Source organism: Streptomyces sp. NTD107 (assembly GCF_059510435.1).
Genome location: NZ_JCAJZV010000006.1, coordinates 301,426 through 319,693, shown reverse-complemented (window position 1 = coordinate 319,693; position 18,268 = coordinate 301,426). Strand labels below are relative to the sequence as shown.

The following is an 18,268-nucleotide window of genomic DNA, read 5'->3' as shown; positions in this document are numbered from 1 at the left end:
ACTTTCCCGCGCTGTTGACGCCTTCCCCATCAGGAGCACAGGCAGAAGAACCAGCAACCACCAGCGCGATAGCGATGCAACCTCGGCTCACCGAGAAAGGCCTCATTAAAACTTGTCCATTCTCGCAATATTGATCCGATCCATCCAGATCATTTCGATATCAACATCCTGCTGACCCCCGTCAGGGAAAATCTCGCGAGCCCTATTCGAGTAGAGCTCTAGATCTCTGTCGGCCGCGCCATCAGAATAGCCTTCATCTGCGGTCGACCTTATTGCGGACTCGATATTCATCGTATCAATGACCCGGAATGTGACGTCCATATATCCAGCATCTCTATTGATTCCGTCAATGCGAACATTCAACTTATAGGACCCGAGGGCAACGTGTGACGAATTCCCTTCCCCGAGCAGTGCGCGCTTGTCGCGCGCCTTCAGAATTTCCCGCTCCGCCCGAGATAGATCAGAGAGGCGATAATCCCACTCGCTGCCATCGAGCAGATCTCCAACACTCAGAGAAGAGGCCACTTCACTCAGCCTGGACTTTACGTTGGCGATATGGCGCTGTGCACGAACTTCTGAAGTGAATGCGTCGGATTTGGTGAAGTGCCAGCTACTCGGCGAGGCACCGACCAGCCAGAGAAGGACAACATTTCGGCCATATACCTCCGTACTCGTATACTGCAATCCACGCCGGTTGGTACTCAATACCGCCTGGCAGGCCGCATTGCAGTTGGTGTCAACACGCCACTGCTGAGGAGATCTTGCCACAGATCGACCCAGGGAGACCCCCCTGCGGCCAGATTTTGATACAGCCTGGCGTGCTGTTGACGCACTCCGAACCACTCCTGTGGCATTTCCTTTTCCTCTGGACAAAGCAACCGACTTACCCATGGATTGCTTACTGCCACCTATCCCTTTTCCGGATTTCGCACCTTTCGGAAGGAGGCCGGTCGGGTCGCTATAGGTGAGGGGATTGCTGTTGCCGTAGGTGTACCCGTGAAGTTGTTGGGGGTCTGTCAGGTCCATCACTGGGTCAAGGGAGATGAAGCGGCCCAGGGATGGGTCGTATTCGCGGGCCCCCAAGTGCGTCAGGCCGGTGGAGGTGTCCGTCGTGCCGCCGACGAAACCCCTTGTACCCGGCCAGTAGGCCGGCGAAGTACCGCGATCCTCTCCGCAGGGGAGAGTACGGCGGTGGTTGACCTCCATCGTGAAGCCGTCCACCGCCACCTGGCCCGTTCCGTGGTGGTCGGCGAGGCTGAAGGAGATGTCACCGTTGTCCTCGAAGATGACCATGTGCCCACCACCGGCATCAACATAACGGGTACCGCGAGCCGTCGACGACCCCTTGGCCACCGTGACTTCGGTGTGCCCGAGGTAGAGCGCAGTCTCGGTTGACGTCCGCCCGATCAGGCGTTGACCAGCCGCGTCGTAGAGGTATTCGGTGACCGAACCATCGGCTTCCTCAACCCGTTCAAGGCCGCCCTCAGCGCTCCAGGTCAACTCCTGGGTATCGCCGCCGATCTGCCGGGAGACAGTGTTGCCGGCCTCGTCGTAGCCATATTCCTCCAGCGCGCGAATGCCCGGGGCCTCCTCGATGACCGAGGTCACCGTGTGCGGTTGTGATTCACCCGCCTCCGGGTACTGGTAGGAACGCTCGACACTCTGCTCGTGGAGCGTCTCGGTGAGCCGGTTGCCTACCTTGTCGTACGTGTAGGAGTGCCAGTAAGGAGCGGGGCCGGCCAGAGTATTCCGTGTCGGTGACGCGGCGCAGTTCGTACTGCCGCCCTGCGTCCATGCCTCGGTCAGCCGACGAAGGTAGTCGTACTGGAAGCACTGGATCTCGGAACCCGTTCCCGTGGCGTTGGAGACCGAGAGGACGTTACCCGCCTGGTCGTATTCGTACACCTCGTTCCGCAACCGGCCCGGAACCATGAATGCAGTCGCTTGGACCGCCTTGAGCCGTTGCGTCCCCCATTCATAGGTGTTGGCTACGGTGACGCTTTCGTCGAAGGCATAGTCCACCCACAGTTGGAAGAACTGGGGTTTCCCCGAGTTGGTATAGCTGCTCTCCACATGCAGCCGCTGCGGCGTCCGCAGATCCGTCTGGCGGAGCGTGCCGTTCTCGTACGTCGGCTGGAGGGTCATCGCCGGTAGCCGGCCCGCCGCCGGATAGCGGATCTCCTCCGGTTTACCGGACGCGGCATATTTCGTAGCCATCTCATAGCGTCCGGCAAGTGCACCTTCGCTCTCGGGGATCTCTGTCTCTGTACGTAGTGGCCGGTACAGGGCGTCAACCTCAAGAACCCGGTTGGTGTAGGTGTCGCCGTTCTGGTAGCGGGTGGATGACGCCAGAACCCCCTGGGCACCGGACACCGTGTCGTACTCCCATTCGGCGCGCACGGGCCCCTGAGAGTTGGTTTCCCGCAGTCGGATCTCCCGGCCAAGACCGTCGTATCGGTAACGAACCTGGCTCTCCACCCCGGATGCGTCTTGGCCGGGGAGGAAGAAGCTCTGTGCGGGCGCACTGATGTTGTAGTAGGGAGCGAAGGTCTTATCTACCAGACCGCGTTCGTCATAGAACGTGTCAGTCAGCAGTCGGCCGCCCCTCGGCCCCGGGGCCTGGGTCTGGCGAGCCCGCAGGAATCCGTCGTACAGCACATACGAGGCGTCCTGCACGCCCCGATTGCCGAGTGTCCTCGTACCGACCACGACAGGCTGGTTCTCCGCGAACCGGTAGGTGAATTCGTAGTTCGGGGTGGCGGAGGTTGTCCGGTCGGGCAGCCATACCTTGGTGGAGCGGCCGAAGGCGTCGTAGGCCAGATCTGTCACCTTGCCGTTGGTGTCGGTGACCTTGACCGGCAGTCCGCGCCGCTGCTCGACTTCCGTGATCGTGCGCTGAGCGGGAGCGGTGTCTCCCGCTGTCGCCGGCGGTGTGGTCTCCGTCATGCGGGTCGGGAAACCCGTCGCCGGGCTGAAGGAGGTGGTGTTCACCCGCCCGTCCGTACGGGCCCGCCGGGTGATGTCCGCTCCGGTGACGGTCACATCGGCGGCAAGATCCGTAAGGGTCGGTTCGCGACCATAGTCGTCATGTGTCCTGGCGGATTCCAGGTAGGTCGCCGTCGTGCCGTCGTGCTCCTTCAGCACCGCGCTCCGGGTGAGATCGCCCAGAGTGGGAGCGGCGCCGTAGTTCCCACCGTCATACGCGTAGCGCTCGTCGGAGATGAGCAAATAGCGCAAGGCTTCATGAAGGGAGTGAAGTGATCACGTGATGACGTGCACGTTTACAAGGTCATGTCAGGGGCCAGTGGACCTCAGTCGAGCTGAAGGCCACTCAGCCACCCCATAGCTTCTGCCGTCAGCAGGCGCAGCGTCTCGGCCTGGGTCACCGGGGACGATTTCGGGGTGGTGAACGTGTGGTTGGCGTGTGGGACGGGGGTCGGTCTGAGTTTGGCCGGGAACTCGTCGGGGGTGCCGAAGGGGTCGTTCTCGCCCTGGATGATCAGCATCGGCGCCTTCACCGCCGCGAGTTCCTCCGCCCGGGAGCGTTCCGGGCGGCCCGGCGGGTGGAGGGGGAAAGCCAGGGCGAGGACCGCGGGTGCGCCCAGTTCGGCCGCCGTGCGGCAGGCCACCCGGGCGCCCGCGCTGCGTCCGCCGGCGATGACCGGGAGTTCCATGCCTTCCAGCGCCGGCCACAGCGCCCGCCAGGCCGCGTCCAGGGTCTTGGGGGCCGGTGCGACCCGCTTGCCCGCCACCCGCCACGGCTGTTCCACCAGCGCGACCGTCACCCCCCGGGCCGGCAGCGCCGCCGCGAGGGCCGCCAGGTCCTGGGCCTCGATGCCGCCGCCCGCGCCGTGTCCGAGCGCGAGGACCGTACGGGGCTCCGCCGCCCGGTGCCAGGTGATACGGGCCTCTCCGACCGGGGTGTGCACTGTCTCGATCATGCTGTTCAGTCTGCGCCCGAGTCCCGTCGGACTCCGGCTGATTCAGGCGTTCGGGGTGTCTCGGGGTGAGCCCGCCCGGTAATGTTTCACCGAACAGCCTTCTTATTTTCAGACGTTATTCATTCAAATCCTGATGGGCCTACGATGAGCACACAAACCGGTCACACGCCGGACGTCAGCGTCATCATCGCCGCCTACAACGCGATGCCGTACCTCACCAAGAGCGTCACCTCCGCCCTTGAGCAGAGCATCGGCCGCGAACGGCTGGAGATCATCGCTGTCAACGACGGCTCCACCGACAGCACCGGTGCGGAGCTCGACCGGCTGGCGGCCGAACACCCCGCCACCGTCAGCGTCATCCATCAGGAGAACTCCGGCAGTGCCGCCGGCCCCCGCAACCGGGCCCTCGACCAGGCCCGCGGCCGGTACGTCTTCTTCCTGGACGCCGACGACTACCTCGGCGCCGAAGCCCTGGAACGCATGGTCGGCACCGCCGACCACAACAGCACCGACGTCGTCCTCGGCAAAACCATAGGAGTCGGCGGACGCAAATCCCCGACCATGTACAAGAAGAACGAGGAGAACACCGACGTCTTCTCCTCCCGCGTCTACTGGACGCTCAACCCGATGAAGCTCTACCGCCGCGAACTCATCGAAAAACACCAGCTGCGCTTCGGCCACGATCTGAAAGTCGGCGAGGACCAGCCCTTCACCGCACTCGCCTATCTGCGCGCCGCCGGAATATCCGTCGTCGCCGATTACGACTGCGTCTACTGGGTCCACCGCGAGGACGGCGGCAACAGCACCAAGACGGTCACCGATCTCGACTCGCGCGTCCGCGTCCTCCAGCACATGATGCCGCTGGTCGCCGACGAGGTCCCGGCCGGACCGCAGCGCGACCACCTGCTGCACCGCCACCTCGACACCGAACTCCCCTGGATACTGCGCCGGCTGCCCCAGGTCGAGACCCGCGCCCAGCAGGAACAGCTCCTCGCCGACCTGAGCCCGCTCCTCGACGCCTACCACACCGACGCCCTCGCCGCGCGGCTGCCCGCCATGCTGCGGCTCCAGTGCCACCTCGTCCAGCACCGCATGCTCGACGAACTGCTCGCCGTCCGCCGCTTCAACGAAACCCCGGCCGCCGAACGCCTCTTCGACGTCACCGTCGAAGAGGGTGGCCGGGCCTACGCCCACTATCCCTACTTCCGCGACGACGCCGTCAAGATCCCGGACAGCGTCTACGACTACACCGACCAGCTCACCGTCCGCCAGGACCTCGCCCGCCTCCGCCTCGACGAGACCGCCGGCACCCTGCGCGTCGAGGGGAAAGTCCAGTTGCACCGCGTTGTCGGCCACGAGCAGCAGGCCGCCCTCCTCCTCCGGGAGCGCGACGGCGGTGAGGAGCACCGAATCCCCCTCGACTCCCCCACCGCCCTCGACATCCCCCTCCGCACCGCCGCCGACGGGCAGCCGCTCCCGGCCGGCACCTGGGACGTGTTCGTCGCCGTCACCACCGCCGGCCTCACCAAGGAAGCCCGGCTCGGCAGCCGTTCCGAAGACCTCGACACCGCGCCGGTCAGCCACGAGCCGCGCGACGGCACCCAGCTCCGCCCGCTGCGCGCCTACTTCACCGCGCGCGGCAACCTCAGCCTCAAGATCAGCGCCCCCGTCTCCCGCCTCAAGCGCGAACTCAAGGCGGGCGACGCCCGCTGGTCCCCCGGCGACTCCTCCCGGCTGCTCCTCGGCGGTACGCTGCGCAGCCTCGGCGCCGGCGAGCGGCTGCTGATCCGGCTCACCGACGCCACCGGCAGCCGGCAGGAGTACACCGTCGACGTCGACGCCGCCTCCGGCCGCTTCGAGCAGGCCGTACCTCTCACCGCGCCCGGGGACTGGCGCGTGCAGTGGCTGCTCGACGTCCCCGGCGCCACCCCACGCCGCGCCACCCACCCCGTCTCCGTGCCCAAGGAGCTTCCCGTCGCCCAATGGCGCCGCCGGCTGCTCCAGTTCTGGTACGCCAAGCCACTGCCGGCCGCCAAGACCAAGACCCTCACCGTCCGGGTGGGGCGCAAGAGCATCGTCAAGGCCCTGCTCCGCAAGTAACACACCCGCACGCCCGCACGCCCACACACCCACCCACACGCCCACGCATACGGACGGGCCCGGATCGTCTCCGATCCGGGCCCGTCCTCGTTCAACGCGTCGCCGCTAGCGCGTGGTCCCCACCCGTGGCGCAGGCATCGCGTCCGAGTAGTCCGGCGACGCCGGCACCGGCTCCGCCGTCGTCCCCAGCGGGAACGCCCGCAGGCCCTTGCGGTACAGCTCCTCGACCGCCCCGTTGAACCGCACCATGGACGACGGCTCGTCCGCGCCCAGCAGGTACTCCTTCAGCTGAGTACGCCGCCGCGCCATCGGATCGGCGCCGACCGGCCCGCGTATCCGCCCCAGGATCTCCGACAGTTCCTCGCAGTCGCTGCCCAGCAGATACGCCGCGCCCGCCGTCGGGTTCTGGAGCCGGTACTCCTGCGGGTCCACGTCCTCCGCGTTGGTCACCACATACGGCTTGCGGCTCGCCACGAAGTCCGAGATCACACTCGACATATCGCTGATCAGCACATCCGAGTGATTGAAGCAGTCATACAGCGACGGAAGCCGGCTGGTCACGATCAGATGCTGTCCGCCCTGATACTCATCGGCCCAGAACAGCTCGCTCCACGCCCGCCGAAGCACCTCGATCTCGGCCCGCAGATCCCGGTCCGGCACCCGCGCGTCCCGGGTCTTCTGCAACCGGTCACCGCTCTCCACGGCCCCCGACAGCTCATCCATCCGCGCTTCCAGCCGGGCCAGCTCCCGCTCGGTCTCGGCCACCCGCGCCGGATCACGCCGCGCCGCCCGCCGGGCGTTGTCCTGGGTCAGCAGCCGCTGCACCAGCGCGTCCGCCGCCGCGGCAGCCGCCGAGCGCTTGCCCGTCAGCGGGTGCGGCTTGTAGATGACCCGCACATCGCCCTGCTCCAGCAGCCCACCGATGATCGCCTCACCCATCGGGATCAGCGACGTGTGGCAGGCGTCATCCGTCCAGCCCTCCCACGTCGGCCCGTACAGCACGGTCAGGCCCTGGCCCGTACCGCGCTCCCCGACCAGCCGCTCCCCCGCCGGCCTGACCTCCGACAGCTGCGGGCGCCCGACCTCCACGATCGACGCGTCGCTGATCGCGTGCCGCACCCGCTGATAACGGTCCCGGCCCGCCTGGCCCGCGACCCATATCTCGTCGAACACCCGGCTGACCCGGTTGCTGCTCGCCAGCTTGTCGCTGTCGCCGTGCCCGATGAACACATGCTGGATCTCGGCTCGCTGCAACATGTGCACGTTCTTGCCGGCGTTCCCCGGGTAGAACGCCACCCGCACGTCCGACAGATCCAGCTGCGCCAGATCGTCCGCCCTGCGCACACACACCACCGGCAGCCGGGTCTGCTCAAGACCTCGCATCGCCGCCGTCTCCCGCAGGATGATCACACCGCGACGGTCCATCTTCTCCATCGCGTCGACCCACATGTTGACCTGGTACATGAAGTCCTGGCCGCCCGCCGCGAAGGTGAAGTACAGCGCCACCTCCGGCCGGTACTCCGCCAGATTGCGGTTCACGACCTCCAGCACCTCGGCGGGCTCCGGCAGCCGCAGATTGCGGAACGCGTGCCACGCCGCGTGCACCAGCGAGATCAGCACCGGCAGCGGCGCCAGCACCGCCACCAGCATCCAGTTCTTGTCCGCGCCCGCGACCACCGCGGCCACCGCCGCCCCCAGCACCAGCTCGGGCCCCGGTATCCGGCTCAGCCCGCGCGGGCTCAGCAGCGCGGCGCTCGGCAGGTCGGGTATCCGCCGGCCCAGCGCGCTCATGTCCATGTTCAGCGCGGCCACCGGCAGATTGCGCCGCCGCACCCGGAAGGTGACCAGCGGCTGCTGGCAGCTGTTCGCCAGGAACAGCACCGCCGCGCACACCGCCAGGATCCGCACCCCCGCCAGTTCCTGCGAGAGCGCCAGCGCGACCAGCAGCAGCAGCCGGTACAGCTCCCGTATCCGCTCGCCGAACCCGAACCGCCGCATCAGACGGTTGATGTACCGCCCGCGCTTGCGCAGGGCCCAGTCGGCCACGTAGTTGAGCACCAGCGCGGTGAAGAAGACCGCCTCGTTGCCGTCGACAACGGTCGCGGAGAGCGCTGCCGCGCTCACCACGTAGACCACGAGCAGGATGCTTGGCCAACGGCCACCGCGCCCGATCAGTCCGGCCAGCATTCGGGTTATCACCTCGGTATAGATGGTGTGATCAGTGGAGGCGTCCGCTCACGCGGCGCCGCCGCCCTGCAACGCGGCGGCCAGCGCCCGGTCGAACGACCCCGCCTGCGTCGCGTCCGCCGTGGGGTCCTGCTGCCGCACATCAATCACATGCCCGGTCAGGCCCGAAAGGAGCACATCCAGCGAGGTACGGGCCACCGCCTCGGAGGACAGCAGCGTACCGGCCGGCTCCTGTCCGAACGCCTTGGTACGCATCGGGGTGGCCGTGCGCTCCGGGTTGACGCAGTTCACCCGCACCCCGTCGCCCGCCCACTCGTCGGCCAGCGCCTGGGTGAGATTCACCATGGCGGCCTTCGTCGACGAGTACAGGCTGTACTCCGCACGCCCGCGCGTGTAACTGCTGGAGGTGTACAGCAACAGCTGCCCGCCGGTCCGCTCCAGATACTGGTGCGCGGCCCGCGCGATCCGCACCGGCGCCAGATAGTTGACGGTGAGCGCTTCCTCGATCACCGAATCCTCGGTCTCGGCGAGCTTCCCGATCCGCAGCACCCCGGCGGTGTTGACCACATAGTCGATCCGCCCGGTCTCGGCGTGCGCCTTCGCCAGCGCCGCCTCGATGTCCGCCGGGTTCTCCACGTGCGTACCGGTCGTCGACCGCCCCAGCGGATAGACGGTGGCCCCGTACCCGGCCGCCAGATCGGCGATGTCCTTGCCGATGCCGTACGAGCCCCCGAAGATCACCACCGTCTTGCCGGTCAGCCGCTCCCGGTACGCCGCCTCGTCCGCGACCTGCGGTACGGCGGTGGTGGCCAGCTGGAACAGCTTGTCGGCGATGAAGACGTCGACCGGCTGGGTGACCTTCATGTTGAATTCGTCACCGGGCACCACATGGATCGGCACGTCCGGCAGATACTTCAGCACCACCGAGCAGTCGTCGGTGGCCTGGAAATTCGGGTCGCCGGCGGCTATCTCGTACGCGCGGCGGATGGTGGCGAGCTTGAACGCCTGCGGCGTCTGCCCGCGGCGCAGCCGGGAGCGGTCGGGGACCTCGGTGATGAACTCACCGTCCTCGCCGTGCGTACGCGTCACGATGATGGTGTCGGCGGACGGAATGGCCACGTCCACCGCGCGGTAGCGCTCCAGGGCGGTCACGCAGTCGCTGATGACGCGCTGCGACAGCAGCGGGCGCACGGCGTCGTGGAAGAGGAGGTTGCGGTCCTCCTCGCTCTCGCCGTCCGCCAGCGCGGCGCCCACGGCGGCGATGGCGCGCTCGGTGGTCTCGTTACGGGTGGCGCCGCCCTCGATGACCTGCGTCACCTTGGTCAGCCCCGCCTTGGCGACGATCTTCTCGACGTCCGCGACATACCCCGGGGTCATCAGCACGATGATGTCGTCGATGTCCGACGACTCCTCGAAGATGGCCAGGGTGTGCTCGATGACGGCCTTACCGGCGATCTTGATGAGCTGCTTGGGTATGGAAAGACCCACCCGCTGACCGGTGCCACCCGCAAGAACGACCGCGGTGGTACGAGGGCGAGCCCCCTTGGCATGCATAGACAAAACCGCTCCCGCCGGTTTGAAGAAGTGTCGCGTACGCGAGTAGAAGGTTAACCCCTGCGGAAGACTGACTTGTCATACGGATGAATCGTTGTCGCCCGTTACCGCCTTGTGATAACTATCAGGTACTCTGACCGGCTTCGCCGAGCCCCATCGGCTCAGCGAAACCGGCCCTCCGCAAGCGGCAACTCAAGCGAGCGTCACTTCGCCAATATCAGCCAAAGGGACGGAATTCATCGTATTCACGCTGAATGTCCCCGGCGTTCTTGGCTTCCTGCTCCTCACGCTCCGCCTCCCGGTCCCGGCGCCGCTGCACCGCCGGCCGCTGCGGGTCCTCCATCCGCCGGTCCTCACCACGCCGGCCCAGCAGCTCGGCGCCACCCGCCATGGTGGGTTCCCAGTCGAACACCACCGCGTTCTCCTCGGGCCCGATCGCCACCCCGTCGCCTTCCTGGGCACCGGCCTTGAGCAGCTCGTTCTCCACCCCCAGCCGGTTCAGCCGGTCCGCGAGATAGCCGACCGCCTCGTCGTTGCTGAAGTCCGTCTGCCGCACCCAGCGCTCCGGCTTCTCGCCCCGCACCCGGTACAGGCCCTCGCCCTCCTGCCGTACGGTGAACCCCGCGTCGTCCACCGCCTTGGGCCGGATGACGATCCGCGTCGACTCCTCCTTCGGCCGCGCCGCCCGGGCCCGCGCCACCAGCTCGGCCAGCGCGAACGACAGCTCCCGCAGCCCCTTGCGCGACACCGCCGACACCTCGAACACCGCGAGCCCGCGCGCCTCAAGATCCGGCCGCACGATGTCCGCGAGATCCTGACCATCAGGAATATCGGTCTTATTGAGCACGACCACCCGCGGCCGGTCCGCCAGACCCCCGTAGCTGGCCAGCTCCGCCTCGATCACATCGAGATCGGACAGCGGCTCCCGGTCGGACTCCAGCGTGGCGCAGTCCAGCACATGCACCAGCACCGAACAGCGCTCCACATGCCGAAGAAACTCCAGGCCAAGGCCCTTGCCCTCGCTCGCGCCCGGGATAAGCCCCGGCACGTCCGCGATCGTGTACACGGTCGATCCGGCGGTCACCACCCCCAGATTCGGCACCAGCGTGGTGAACGGATAATCCGCGATCTTCGGCTTCGCCGCCGAAAGCACCGAGATCAGCGACGATTTACCGGCGCTGGGATATCCCACCAGCGCCACGTCCGCCACCGACTTCAATTCCAGGACGATGTCCCGGGCCTCCCCGGGCTCCCCCAGCAGCGCGAACCCGGGCGCCTTGCGCCGTGCCGACGCCAGCGCCGCGTTCCCGAGCCCGCCCCGCCCGCCGGCCCCCGCCACGAACGTGGTGCCCTCGCCGACCAGGTCGGCCAGCACCGCACCGCTGCGGTCCAGCACCACCGTGCCGTCCGGTACCCGCAGCACCAGATCCTGGCCGTTCGCCCCGGTACGGTTGCCGCCCCCGCCCGGCTTGCCGTTGGTGGCCTTGCGGTGCGGACTGTAGTGATACTCCAGGAGTGTGGTGACCTCGGTGTCGACAACCAGCACCACATCTCCACCATGCCCGCCGTCACCGCCGTCCGGGCCGCCCAGCGGCTTGAACTTCTCCCGGTGCACGGAGGCGCAGCCGTGGCCCCCGTTACCCGCGGCGATGTGCAGTTCGACGCGGTCCACGAAGGTGGTCATGACGGATGCCTCCCGGCGAATGAAAACGTGGCTATGTCAACAGATGCAACAACGACGAGGGCGGATCCGCTTCCCCCGCTGTCCGCTGGGAAAGCTGATCCGCCCTCGGGGGTTGCTGAAGCGTCCCCGTGATTACTCGGCGACCGCGACCGGAACGATGTTCACGACCTTGCGGTCACGGTAGCGGCCGAACTCCACCGAGCCGGCCTCCAGCGCGAACAGCGTGTCGTCCTTGCCACGGCCAACACCCTTACCGGGGTGGAAGTGGGTGCCACGCTGGCGGACCAGGATCTCGCCGGCGCTCACGACCTGGCCGCCGAAGCGCTTCACGCCGAGAAACTGGGGATTCGAATCGCGGCCGTTCCGAGTGGACGACGCGCCCTTCTTGTGTGCCATGTCAGCTCAGTCCCTTACTTCGCAGCCGGGGCGGGGATGCCGGTGATCTTCAGCTGGGTGTGCAGCTGACGGTGACCGATGCGCCGCTTGTAGCCGGTCTTGTTCTTAAACTTCTGGATCCGGATCTTGTCGCCCTTGTGGTGGTCGACAACCTCGGCCGTCACCTTGACGCCGGCCAGCACCCACGGGTCGCTGGTGACGGTCTCACCATCGACGACGAGCAGCGTGGAGAGCTCGACGGTGTCGCCGACCTTGCTGCTGGAAAGACGGTCAACCTCGATGACATCGCCGACAGCAACCTTCTGCTGACGACCGCCGGTGCGCACGATCGCGTACACGCGGAACTCTCTCTCGCTCGATTCGGAACCCCTGATGCCAGCCGGACGGCGGACGACAAGCGGCCTGCCCGGCCTCTCCCGGGGCGCTGACGCGCACAACGCGGGAGGTGGATGCTCAGAAGCAATGACGGGTCTGCTGACACGCCGAGGATCAACTCTAGTTTTCACCCGACGACCGGGTCAAATCCCGGACCGCCCGACGTACGGCTGCCCCGCATCCCTCCGCGGGGGAGGGACACGGGGCAGCCGGTCCGTACGGGATCAGTCCTCGGCCGAAGCCGACACCGACGGCGGTGCCTGCTGCTCCGCCGCCGCCGTCTTCTTGGCGGTGGACTTCTTCGCCGTACCACTCTTCTTCGCCGCGGTCTTCTTGGCCGTGGCGGTCTTCTTCGCCGTCGCCTTCTTCGCCGCGGTCTTCTTGGCGGTGGTCTTCTTCGCCGTGGCCGTCTTCTTGGCGGCCGTCTTCCTGGTGGCCTTCTTCGCCGGCGCCGGCTCCTGCTCCTGCTCCTGCTCCTGCGGGGCCTGCTGCTGCGGCTCCTGGGACGTGGCCGCCGACGGGATCACCGTCACCGCCGCCTCCGTACCACCGTCGGGCGACCCGGCCGGCGCGGACACCCGCCGCACCGCCCGCCGCCGCTTCGGCGCGGGCTCCGCGGCCTCGGCCACCGGCGCCGGGGCCGGCTCCGGGACCGTCACCGGCTCGGACGGCACGACCACCAGGGCCGGCGCCTCGTCGGCCGCCGCCTTCGGCGACCCGGCCGGAGCCGACGCCTTACGGGTACGCCGCCGCGGCGCGGGCTCCTCGGCCACCGGGGCGGGTGCCACCGGCTCGGCCTGCGGCTCCTGCTCCGGCTGCGCCTCGGCCACCGGAAGGACGGTCACCGCCTCCTCCTTGGCCTCCCGCACCGGCTTCGGCGACCCGGCCGGAGCGCTCGCCTTGCGACCGGCCCGGCGCCGGCCACGCGGACCACGCCGCGCCGCCTCCTCGGCCTCGGCCACACTCCCGTACAACTCCTCGTCCGGGGTGAACACGGCCGCCGGCTCCCGCACCGGTACCACCTCGGCCTCGCGCTCCTCCCCCGCCTCCGGCAGCAGCGCCGGCACGGCCTCGGGCGCGGACACGGCCTCGGGCGCGGCCTCGGCCTCGGCCCCGGCCTCCGGAGCGGCAGCCGCAGCCGCCTTCTCCTTCCGCCCGGCCGCCTTGCCGCCCTTGCCCTTCTTGCCGCCGCCCCCAACGGCAGCCGCGTGCGTGTGCGGCTGCTCCATGTGGACGATGACGCCCCGGCCGTTGCAGTGCACGCACTGCTCGGAGAACGACTCCAGCAGCCCCTGCCCGACCCGCTTGCGGGTCATCTGCACCAGACCCAGCGAGGTGACCTCGGCCACCTGGTGCTTGGTGCGGTCCCGGCCCAGGCACTCCAGCAACCGCCGCAACACCAGATCCCGGTTCGACTCCAGCACCATGTCGATGAAGTCGATCACGATGATGCCGCCGAGGTCCCGCAGCCGCAGCTGGCGCACGATCTCCTCGGCCGCCTCCAGGTTGTTCCTGGTGACGGTCTCCTCAAGGTTGCCGCCCTGACCGGTGAACCGGCCGGTGTTCACATCGATGACCACCATGGCCTCGGTGCGGTCGATCACCAGCGAACCACCACTGGGCAGCCACACCTTGCGGTCCAGCGCCTTCATCAACTGCTCGTCGATCCGGTAGGTGGCGAAGACATCCACCTCCGAGGTCCACCGCTGGAGCCGCTCCGACAGATCGGGCGCCACCTGCGAGACATAGCCGTGGATGGTCTGCCACGCCTCGTCACCGCTGACGATCACCTTCGAGAAGTCCTCGTTGAAGATGTCCCGGACCACCCGCACGGTCATGTCGGGCTCGCCGTACAGCAGCGTCGGGGCGTTGCCCTTCTTCGCGCGCTTCTGGATCTCCTCCCACTGCGCCTGGAGCCGCTCGACGTCGCGGGTCAGCTCCTCCTCGCTGGCGCCCTCGGCGGCGGTCCGCACGATGACGCCCGCGTCCTCGGGGAGGATCTTCTTGAGGATCTGCTTCAGCCGCGCCCGCTCGGTGTCCGGCAGCTTGCGGCTGATCCCGGTCATCGAACCCTCGGGCACATACACCAGATACCGGCCCGGCAGGGAGATCTGGCTGGTCAGCCGGGCTCCCTTGTGCCCGATCGGATCCTTGGTGACCTGGACGAGCACGGGCTGGCCCGACTTGAGCGCCGCCTCGATCCGGCGCGGGCCGTTGCCCTGCCCCAGCGACTCGAAGTTGACCTCACCGGCGTACAGCACCGCGTTGCGGCCCTTGCCGATGTCGACGAACGCCGCCTCCATCGACGGCAGCACGTTCTGCACCTTGCCGAGGTAGACGTTGCCGACGTAGCTGGAGGACTGCTCCTTGTTCACGAAGTGCTCGACGAGGACGTTGTCCTCCAGCACCCCGATCTGCGTACGGTCGCCCTGCTGCCGCACCACCATGACCCGCTCGACCGCCTCACGGCGGGCGAGGAACTCGGCCTCGGTGATGATCGGCACCCGCCGCCGGCCCTGCTCACGGCCCTCACGACGGCGCTGCTTCTTGGCCTCCAGCCGGGTCGAGCCCTTGATGGACTGCACGCCGTCGCCACTCTCGGCCGACTCGCTGTCCTTCTTTTTACGGGGCTCCCGAACCTTGATCACCGTGCGCTCGGGGTCGCTCGCGCCCGTGCCACCGCTCTCATCGGCGTCGTCATTGCGACGCCGGCGCCGGCGCCGCCGCCGGGAGGACCCGGACCCGGACTCCTCGCCATCGGTGTCCTCGGGTGCCTCCGGCTCGGCGTCCTGCTCGGCCTCGGCGGGCTCGCCAGCGGGCTCCTCGCCGTCGCTGTCGCTCTCGGCGGCCCGCTCGGCGGTCTCTCCCCGCCGACGCCGACGCCCACCGCGGCGCCGCCGGCGCGAGGGCCGCTCACTCTCGTCGGAGGACTCCGCCTCGTCGCTCTCCTCCACGGCGTCGACATCGACGTCGAGGTCGAGATCGTCCTCCGGCTCCAGCTCCGGCTCGGACTCGGCCAGCGCGGCAGCCGCCTCGGCGGCGGCCCGCTCGGGCGTCTGGAACATCGGCGCCTGGAACACCGGCGGCTGGAACACCGCGGTCGCCGGCACCGGCACGGCGGGCGGCAGCGGCTCCGACTCGGAGCCGGCCACCTCGAAGGGCGCGGAACCGCCCCGCGTGGCCCGGCGACGCCGACGCGGCGCGGCGGCGTCTTCACCGGAACGGTTCACATCAGCCTCCACGGCCTCTCGCACATCCTGATCCTGCGCCACGCTCTCGCTCCGCCGACGCCCACGCGGAGCGGCGTCCTCATCGACGCCATCGGCACCGGCCGCCACGGCCTGCGGCTCGGGCGCCGACGCGGAACGCGTCGCACGACGCCGCCTACGCGGCACCGAGGCGTCCGCCTCGGAAGCCTGCTCGCCGGCGGCGGCGGTCTCACTCACCTCGGGCGCGGGCGCGGACTCGACGCGCGTCGCACGACGCCGCTGCCGCGGCGCGGAAGTCTTCTCATCGCGATCCGCACGGCCGCGCTCATCAGCGGTGTCGCCCGAATCGGCCGCCGCCACCGTGGGCTCGTCCGTGCTGTTGGCGCTGCCTGCCTCACTCACCGCGGGCGCGGACGCCACGCGCGTCGCACGACGCCGTCGCGGCGCGACGCCGGCCTCGGCCTCGGCCTCGGCGGGCACCGACTCCCCACGGCTCGCGTCCGACGCGGGGCCGGATTCGGCCTCAGAAGCGCTCACGCTCGCAGCGGGCGCCGACGCGGCCCGGCCGGCGCGACGCCGCCCACGCGGCGCGGTGACCTCGCCGGCAGTCGTCTCGGCGGAGCCGGACTCGGCACCCGATGCGGTGGTCTCGCCGGCGGCGGAGCCCGAACCGGCCTCGGCCGGCGCGGACGCGGCACGGGTCGCCCTGCGACGCCCACGCGGCGCGGCGGCGGAGCCGGAATCAGCCTCCGCCACGGTGTTCTCAGCGGGCGCCGACTCGGCGCCGCCCGCACCCGGCTTGCTCGTCTCCTCGTTATCGGCGGCACGACTCGCCCGCCGACGCGAAGCCGGGGCCGGCGCGGCCTCCGCCTCAGCCGGCGCGGACGCCGCACGAGTCGCCCGACGCCGCCCACGCGGCGCCGAAGCCTCCTCACCCTCAGCCACGGCGGAAGTGGTCTCCGCCGGCGAGGCCGACGTACCGCTCGCGCCCCGGCGGGCGGCCATCGGCTCCCTGTCGGCCGTCCCGGCGGCACCCGCACCCGATGCGGTGGGCTCGCCGGCGGCGGAGCCCGAACCGGCCTCGGCCGGCGCGGACGCGGCACGGGTCGCCCTACGACGCCCACGCGGCGCGGCGGCGGAATCAGCCTCCGCCGCAACCGCCACGGTCGGCTCGGCGCCGCCCGCACCCGGCTTGCTGGTGTCCTCGTTATCGGCGGCACGACTCGCCCGCCGACGCGAAGCCGGGGCCGGCGCGGCCTCCGCCTCGGCCGGCGCGGACGCCGCACGAGTCGCCCGACGCCGCCCACGCGGCGCCGAAGCCTCCTCACCCTCAGCCACGGCAGGAGTGGTCTCCGCCGACGTGACCGACGTACCGCTCGTGTCGGCCGTCCCGGCGGCGTCACCGGCACCGGTGGCCGGGGCGGCCGTCGCCCGGGTGGCGCGGCGGCGGCGTGGCGCCTTCGGCGCCTCCGCGCCGGCCGCACCCCCGGCTGTCGCCTCCACGCGCGTCACATCGCTCGTGGCGTCGGCACCGCCGACGCCACGCTCGGACGTACGTTCGGCACTCTCACTCGTAGAGGGCGCCACCTGTGGGGCCTGTCCCTCGTTGTTCGTAGCGGCCGGCGGTCCCGCCGGCCGGCTCGCTGCCCGGCGCCGCCGGCGCGGAGGCAGCGTGTCGCTGGGTGTGTTCTGGTCGCGGTGTGTTGTCACGTCCGCTTCGGCGGACTCGTTTGATTCGTGCATGCGGGCGGTTCTCCCGTCACGCTCCCGGGCGCCTCGCCGATGGGCGGCGGGCAGCGCCGCTCAGGAGCTGTCGTGTCGCTCGCCGGTTCCGATCCGTTCCCTGCGGTCCGGCTACGGCGAAAGTCTGCTGGTCGGTGCGCCTGCCGGTAACAGCCGGGCCCGAGTGGCTCCCTGGCACCATGCGGTTGGGCGGCGCGGTGACAACGTCACTGTCCGGTGATCTCCGGCACCGCCGCGGCCTGCTGTCCGGCGGCCGTGGGTAGGGCGGCCGAGGCAGCGTCGCGGTCAGGCGCAAACGGATCGATCACCGTCCCGGTCGCCTCATCGAGCGGCCCCTGCGCCAGCCTGGTCACCCCAGCGGGGACCGGCGGCGCCAGGTCGGCCACAATACGGAGACCGGACAGGACGTCATCGGGTCGTACGGCAGGTGTGAGATGCCGTACTACCAGGCGCAGTATCGCACAAGGGACGGACGCGAGCGCATCGGACCCGCCGGAGGGCGAAGGGGAGGCGTACGCGTCCGTGGCTTCCAGTGCGGTCACCGCGGCTCTGGCGTCAAACGTTCTGATGCCCTTCTTTGTTTCTCTCGACACCTCAATTGTCGAAGCGGCGAGAAAAAGTTTTACGGCCCGTTCCGCTTCCGCCGGCTCCACGCCGTCCAGGCGCAGCTCCCAGCGCGAAGCCTCCAGCCGTTCCGCGAACCCCGGGACCCGCGCCTCCACCGCGTCCACGATGTCCAGGCCGGCCGGCAGCGACTCGTCGAGCCGCTCCTTCAACCATGCCACCTCGCGCGGCGCGGCCAGCGCGATCTCCAGATATTCGGCCTCGCTGGCCGTCCCGGTCGGCGCCGCGTTCGCGTAGCTGACCTTAGGGTGGGGGGTGAATCCTGCGGAGTACGCCATGGGCACCCCGGCCCGGCGCAGTGCGCGCTCGAAAGCCCGCTGGAAGTCACGGTGGCTGGTGAACCGCAGGCGGCCACGCTTGGTGTAGCGCAGTCGTACACGCTGCACGGCGGGCGCCGGCGGCGGGCCTACGGGCTGTCGCTTGCCCAGTGTCGTCAGTCCCTCGGTCGGTGGTTC

Annotated in this window: 10 protein-coding genes; 1 reads left to right on the top strand and 9 read right to left on the bottom strand. The window is 69.2% G+C overall.

Annotated features, from left to right (window positions below; genetic code table 11):
• Positions 1-105: 105 nt before the first annotated feature.
• Together AC5WRL_RS15440 and AC5WRL_RS15435 are read right to left on the bottom strand one after the other, a co-directional pair.
• Positions 106-3,228 carry an RHS repeat domain-containing protein gene (locus AC5WRL_RS15440; protein WP_496089075.1) on the bottom strand — a complete coding sequence of 1,041 codons (3,123 nt, stop codon included), beginning with the start codon at positions 3,226-3,228 and terminating at the stop codon, positions 106-108.
• An 83-nt stretch (positions 3,229-3,311) separates the two neighbouring features.
• Positions 3,312-3,941, bottom strand: a complete 630-nt coding sequence (locus AC5WRL_RS15435) for an alpha/beta hydrolase family protein (protein ID WP_496089074.1) — start codon at positions 3,939-3,941, stop codon at positions 3,312-3,314.
• A 144-nt stretch (positions 3,942-4,085) separates the two neighbouring features.
• Between AC5WRL_RS15435 and AC5WRL_RS15430 the strand changes: the two genes are divergently transcribed.
• Entirely contained in the window at positions 4,086-6,041 is a 1,956-nt protein-coding gene (locus AC5WRL_RS15430; protein ID WP_496089073.1) for a glycosyltransferase family 2 protein, read from the top strand.
• 105 nt (positions 6,042-6,146) lie between these two features.
• Here AC5WRL_RS15430 and AC5WRL_RS15425 read toward each other — a convergent pair whose 3' ends face one another.
• From AC5WRL_RS15425 to AC5WRL_RS15395, 7 genes are all read right to left on the bottom strand, one after another.
• A complete protein-coding gene (locus AC5WRL_RS15425) occupies positions 6,147-8,228 on the bottom strand; it encodes a hypothetical protein (RefSeq protein WP_496089072.1) in 2,082 nt (693 codons plus the stop codon).
• Positions 8,229-8,276: 48 nt separating this feature from the next.
• Positions 8,277-9,782 carry an SDR family NAD(P)-dependent oxidoreductase gene (locus AC5WRL_RS15420; protein WP_496089071.1) on the bottom strand — a complete coding sequence of 502 codons (1,506 nt, stop codon included), beginning with the start codon at positions 9,780-9,782 and terminating at the stop codon, positions 8,277-8,279.
• 217 nt (positions 9,783-9,999) lie between these two features.
• Positions 10,000-11,466: a GTPase ObgE gene (obgE, locus tag AC5WRL_RS15415; protein ID WP_496089070.1), complete on the bottom strand. Its 1,467-nt coding sequence runs from the start codon at positions 11,464-11,466 to the stop codon at positions 10,000-10,002.
• Positions 11,467-11,598: 132 nt separating this feature from the next.
• Complete coding sequence (gene rpmA / locus AC5WRL_RS15410) at positions 11,599-11,862, bottom strand: 50S ribosomal protein L27 (RefSeq protein ID WP_385602860.1); 264 nt, start codon at positions 11,860-11,862, stop codon at positions 11,599-11,601.
• A gap of 14 nt (positions 11,863-11,876) precedes the next feature.
• A complete protein-coding gene (gene rplU, locus AC5WRL_RS15405; protein WP_496089069.1) occupies positions 11,877-12,200 on the bottom strand; it encodes a 50S ribosomal protein L21 in 324 nt (107 codons plus the stop codon).
• A gap of 261 nt (positions 12,201-12,461) precedes the next feature.
• Positions 12,462-15,467, bottom strand: a complete 3,006-nt coding sequence (locus AC5WRL_RS15400; RefSeq protein WP_496089068.1) for an Rne/Rng family ribonuclease — start codon at positions 15,465-15,467, stop codon at positions 12,462-12,464.
• A 1,928-nt stretch (positions 15,468-17,395) separates the two neighbouring features.
• A complete protein-coding gene (locus AC5WRL_RS15395) occupies positions 17,396-18,199 on the bottom strand; it encodes a TIGR03936 family radical SAM-associated protein (RefSeq protein ID WP_496089067.1) in 804 nt (267 codons plus the stop codon).
• Positions 18,200-18,268 lie beyond the last annotated feature (69 nt).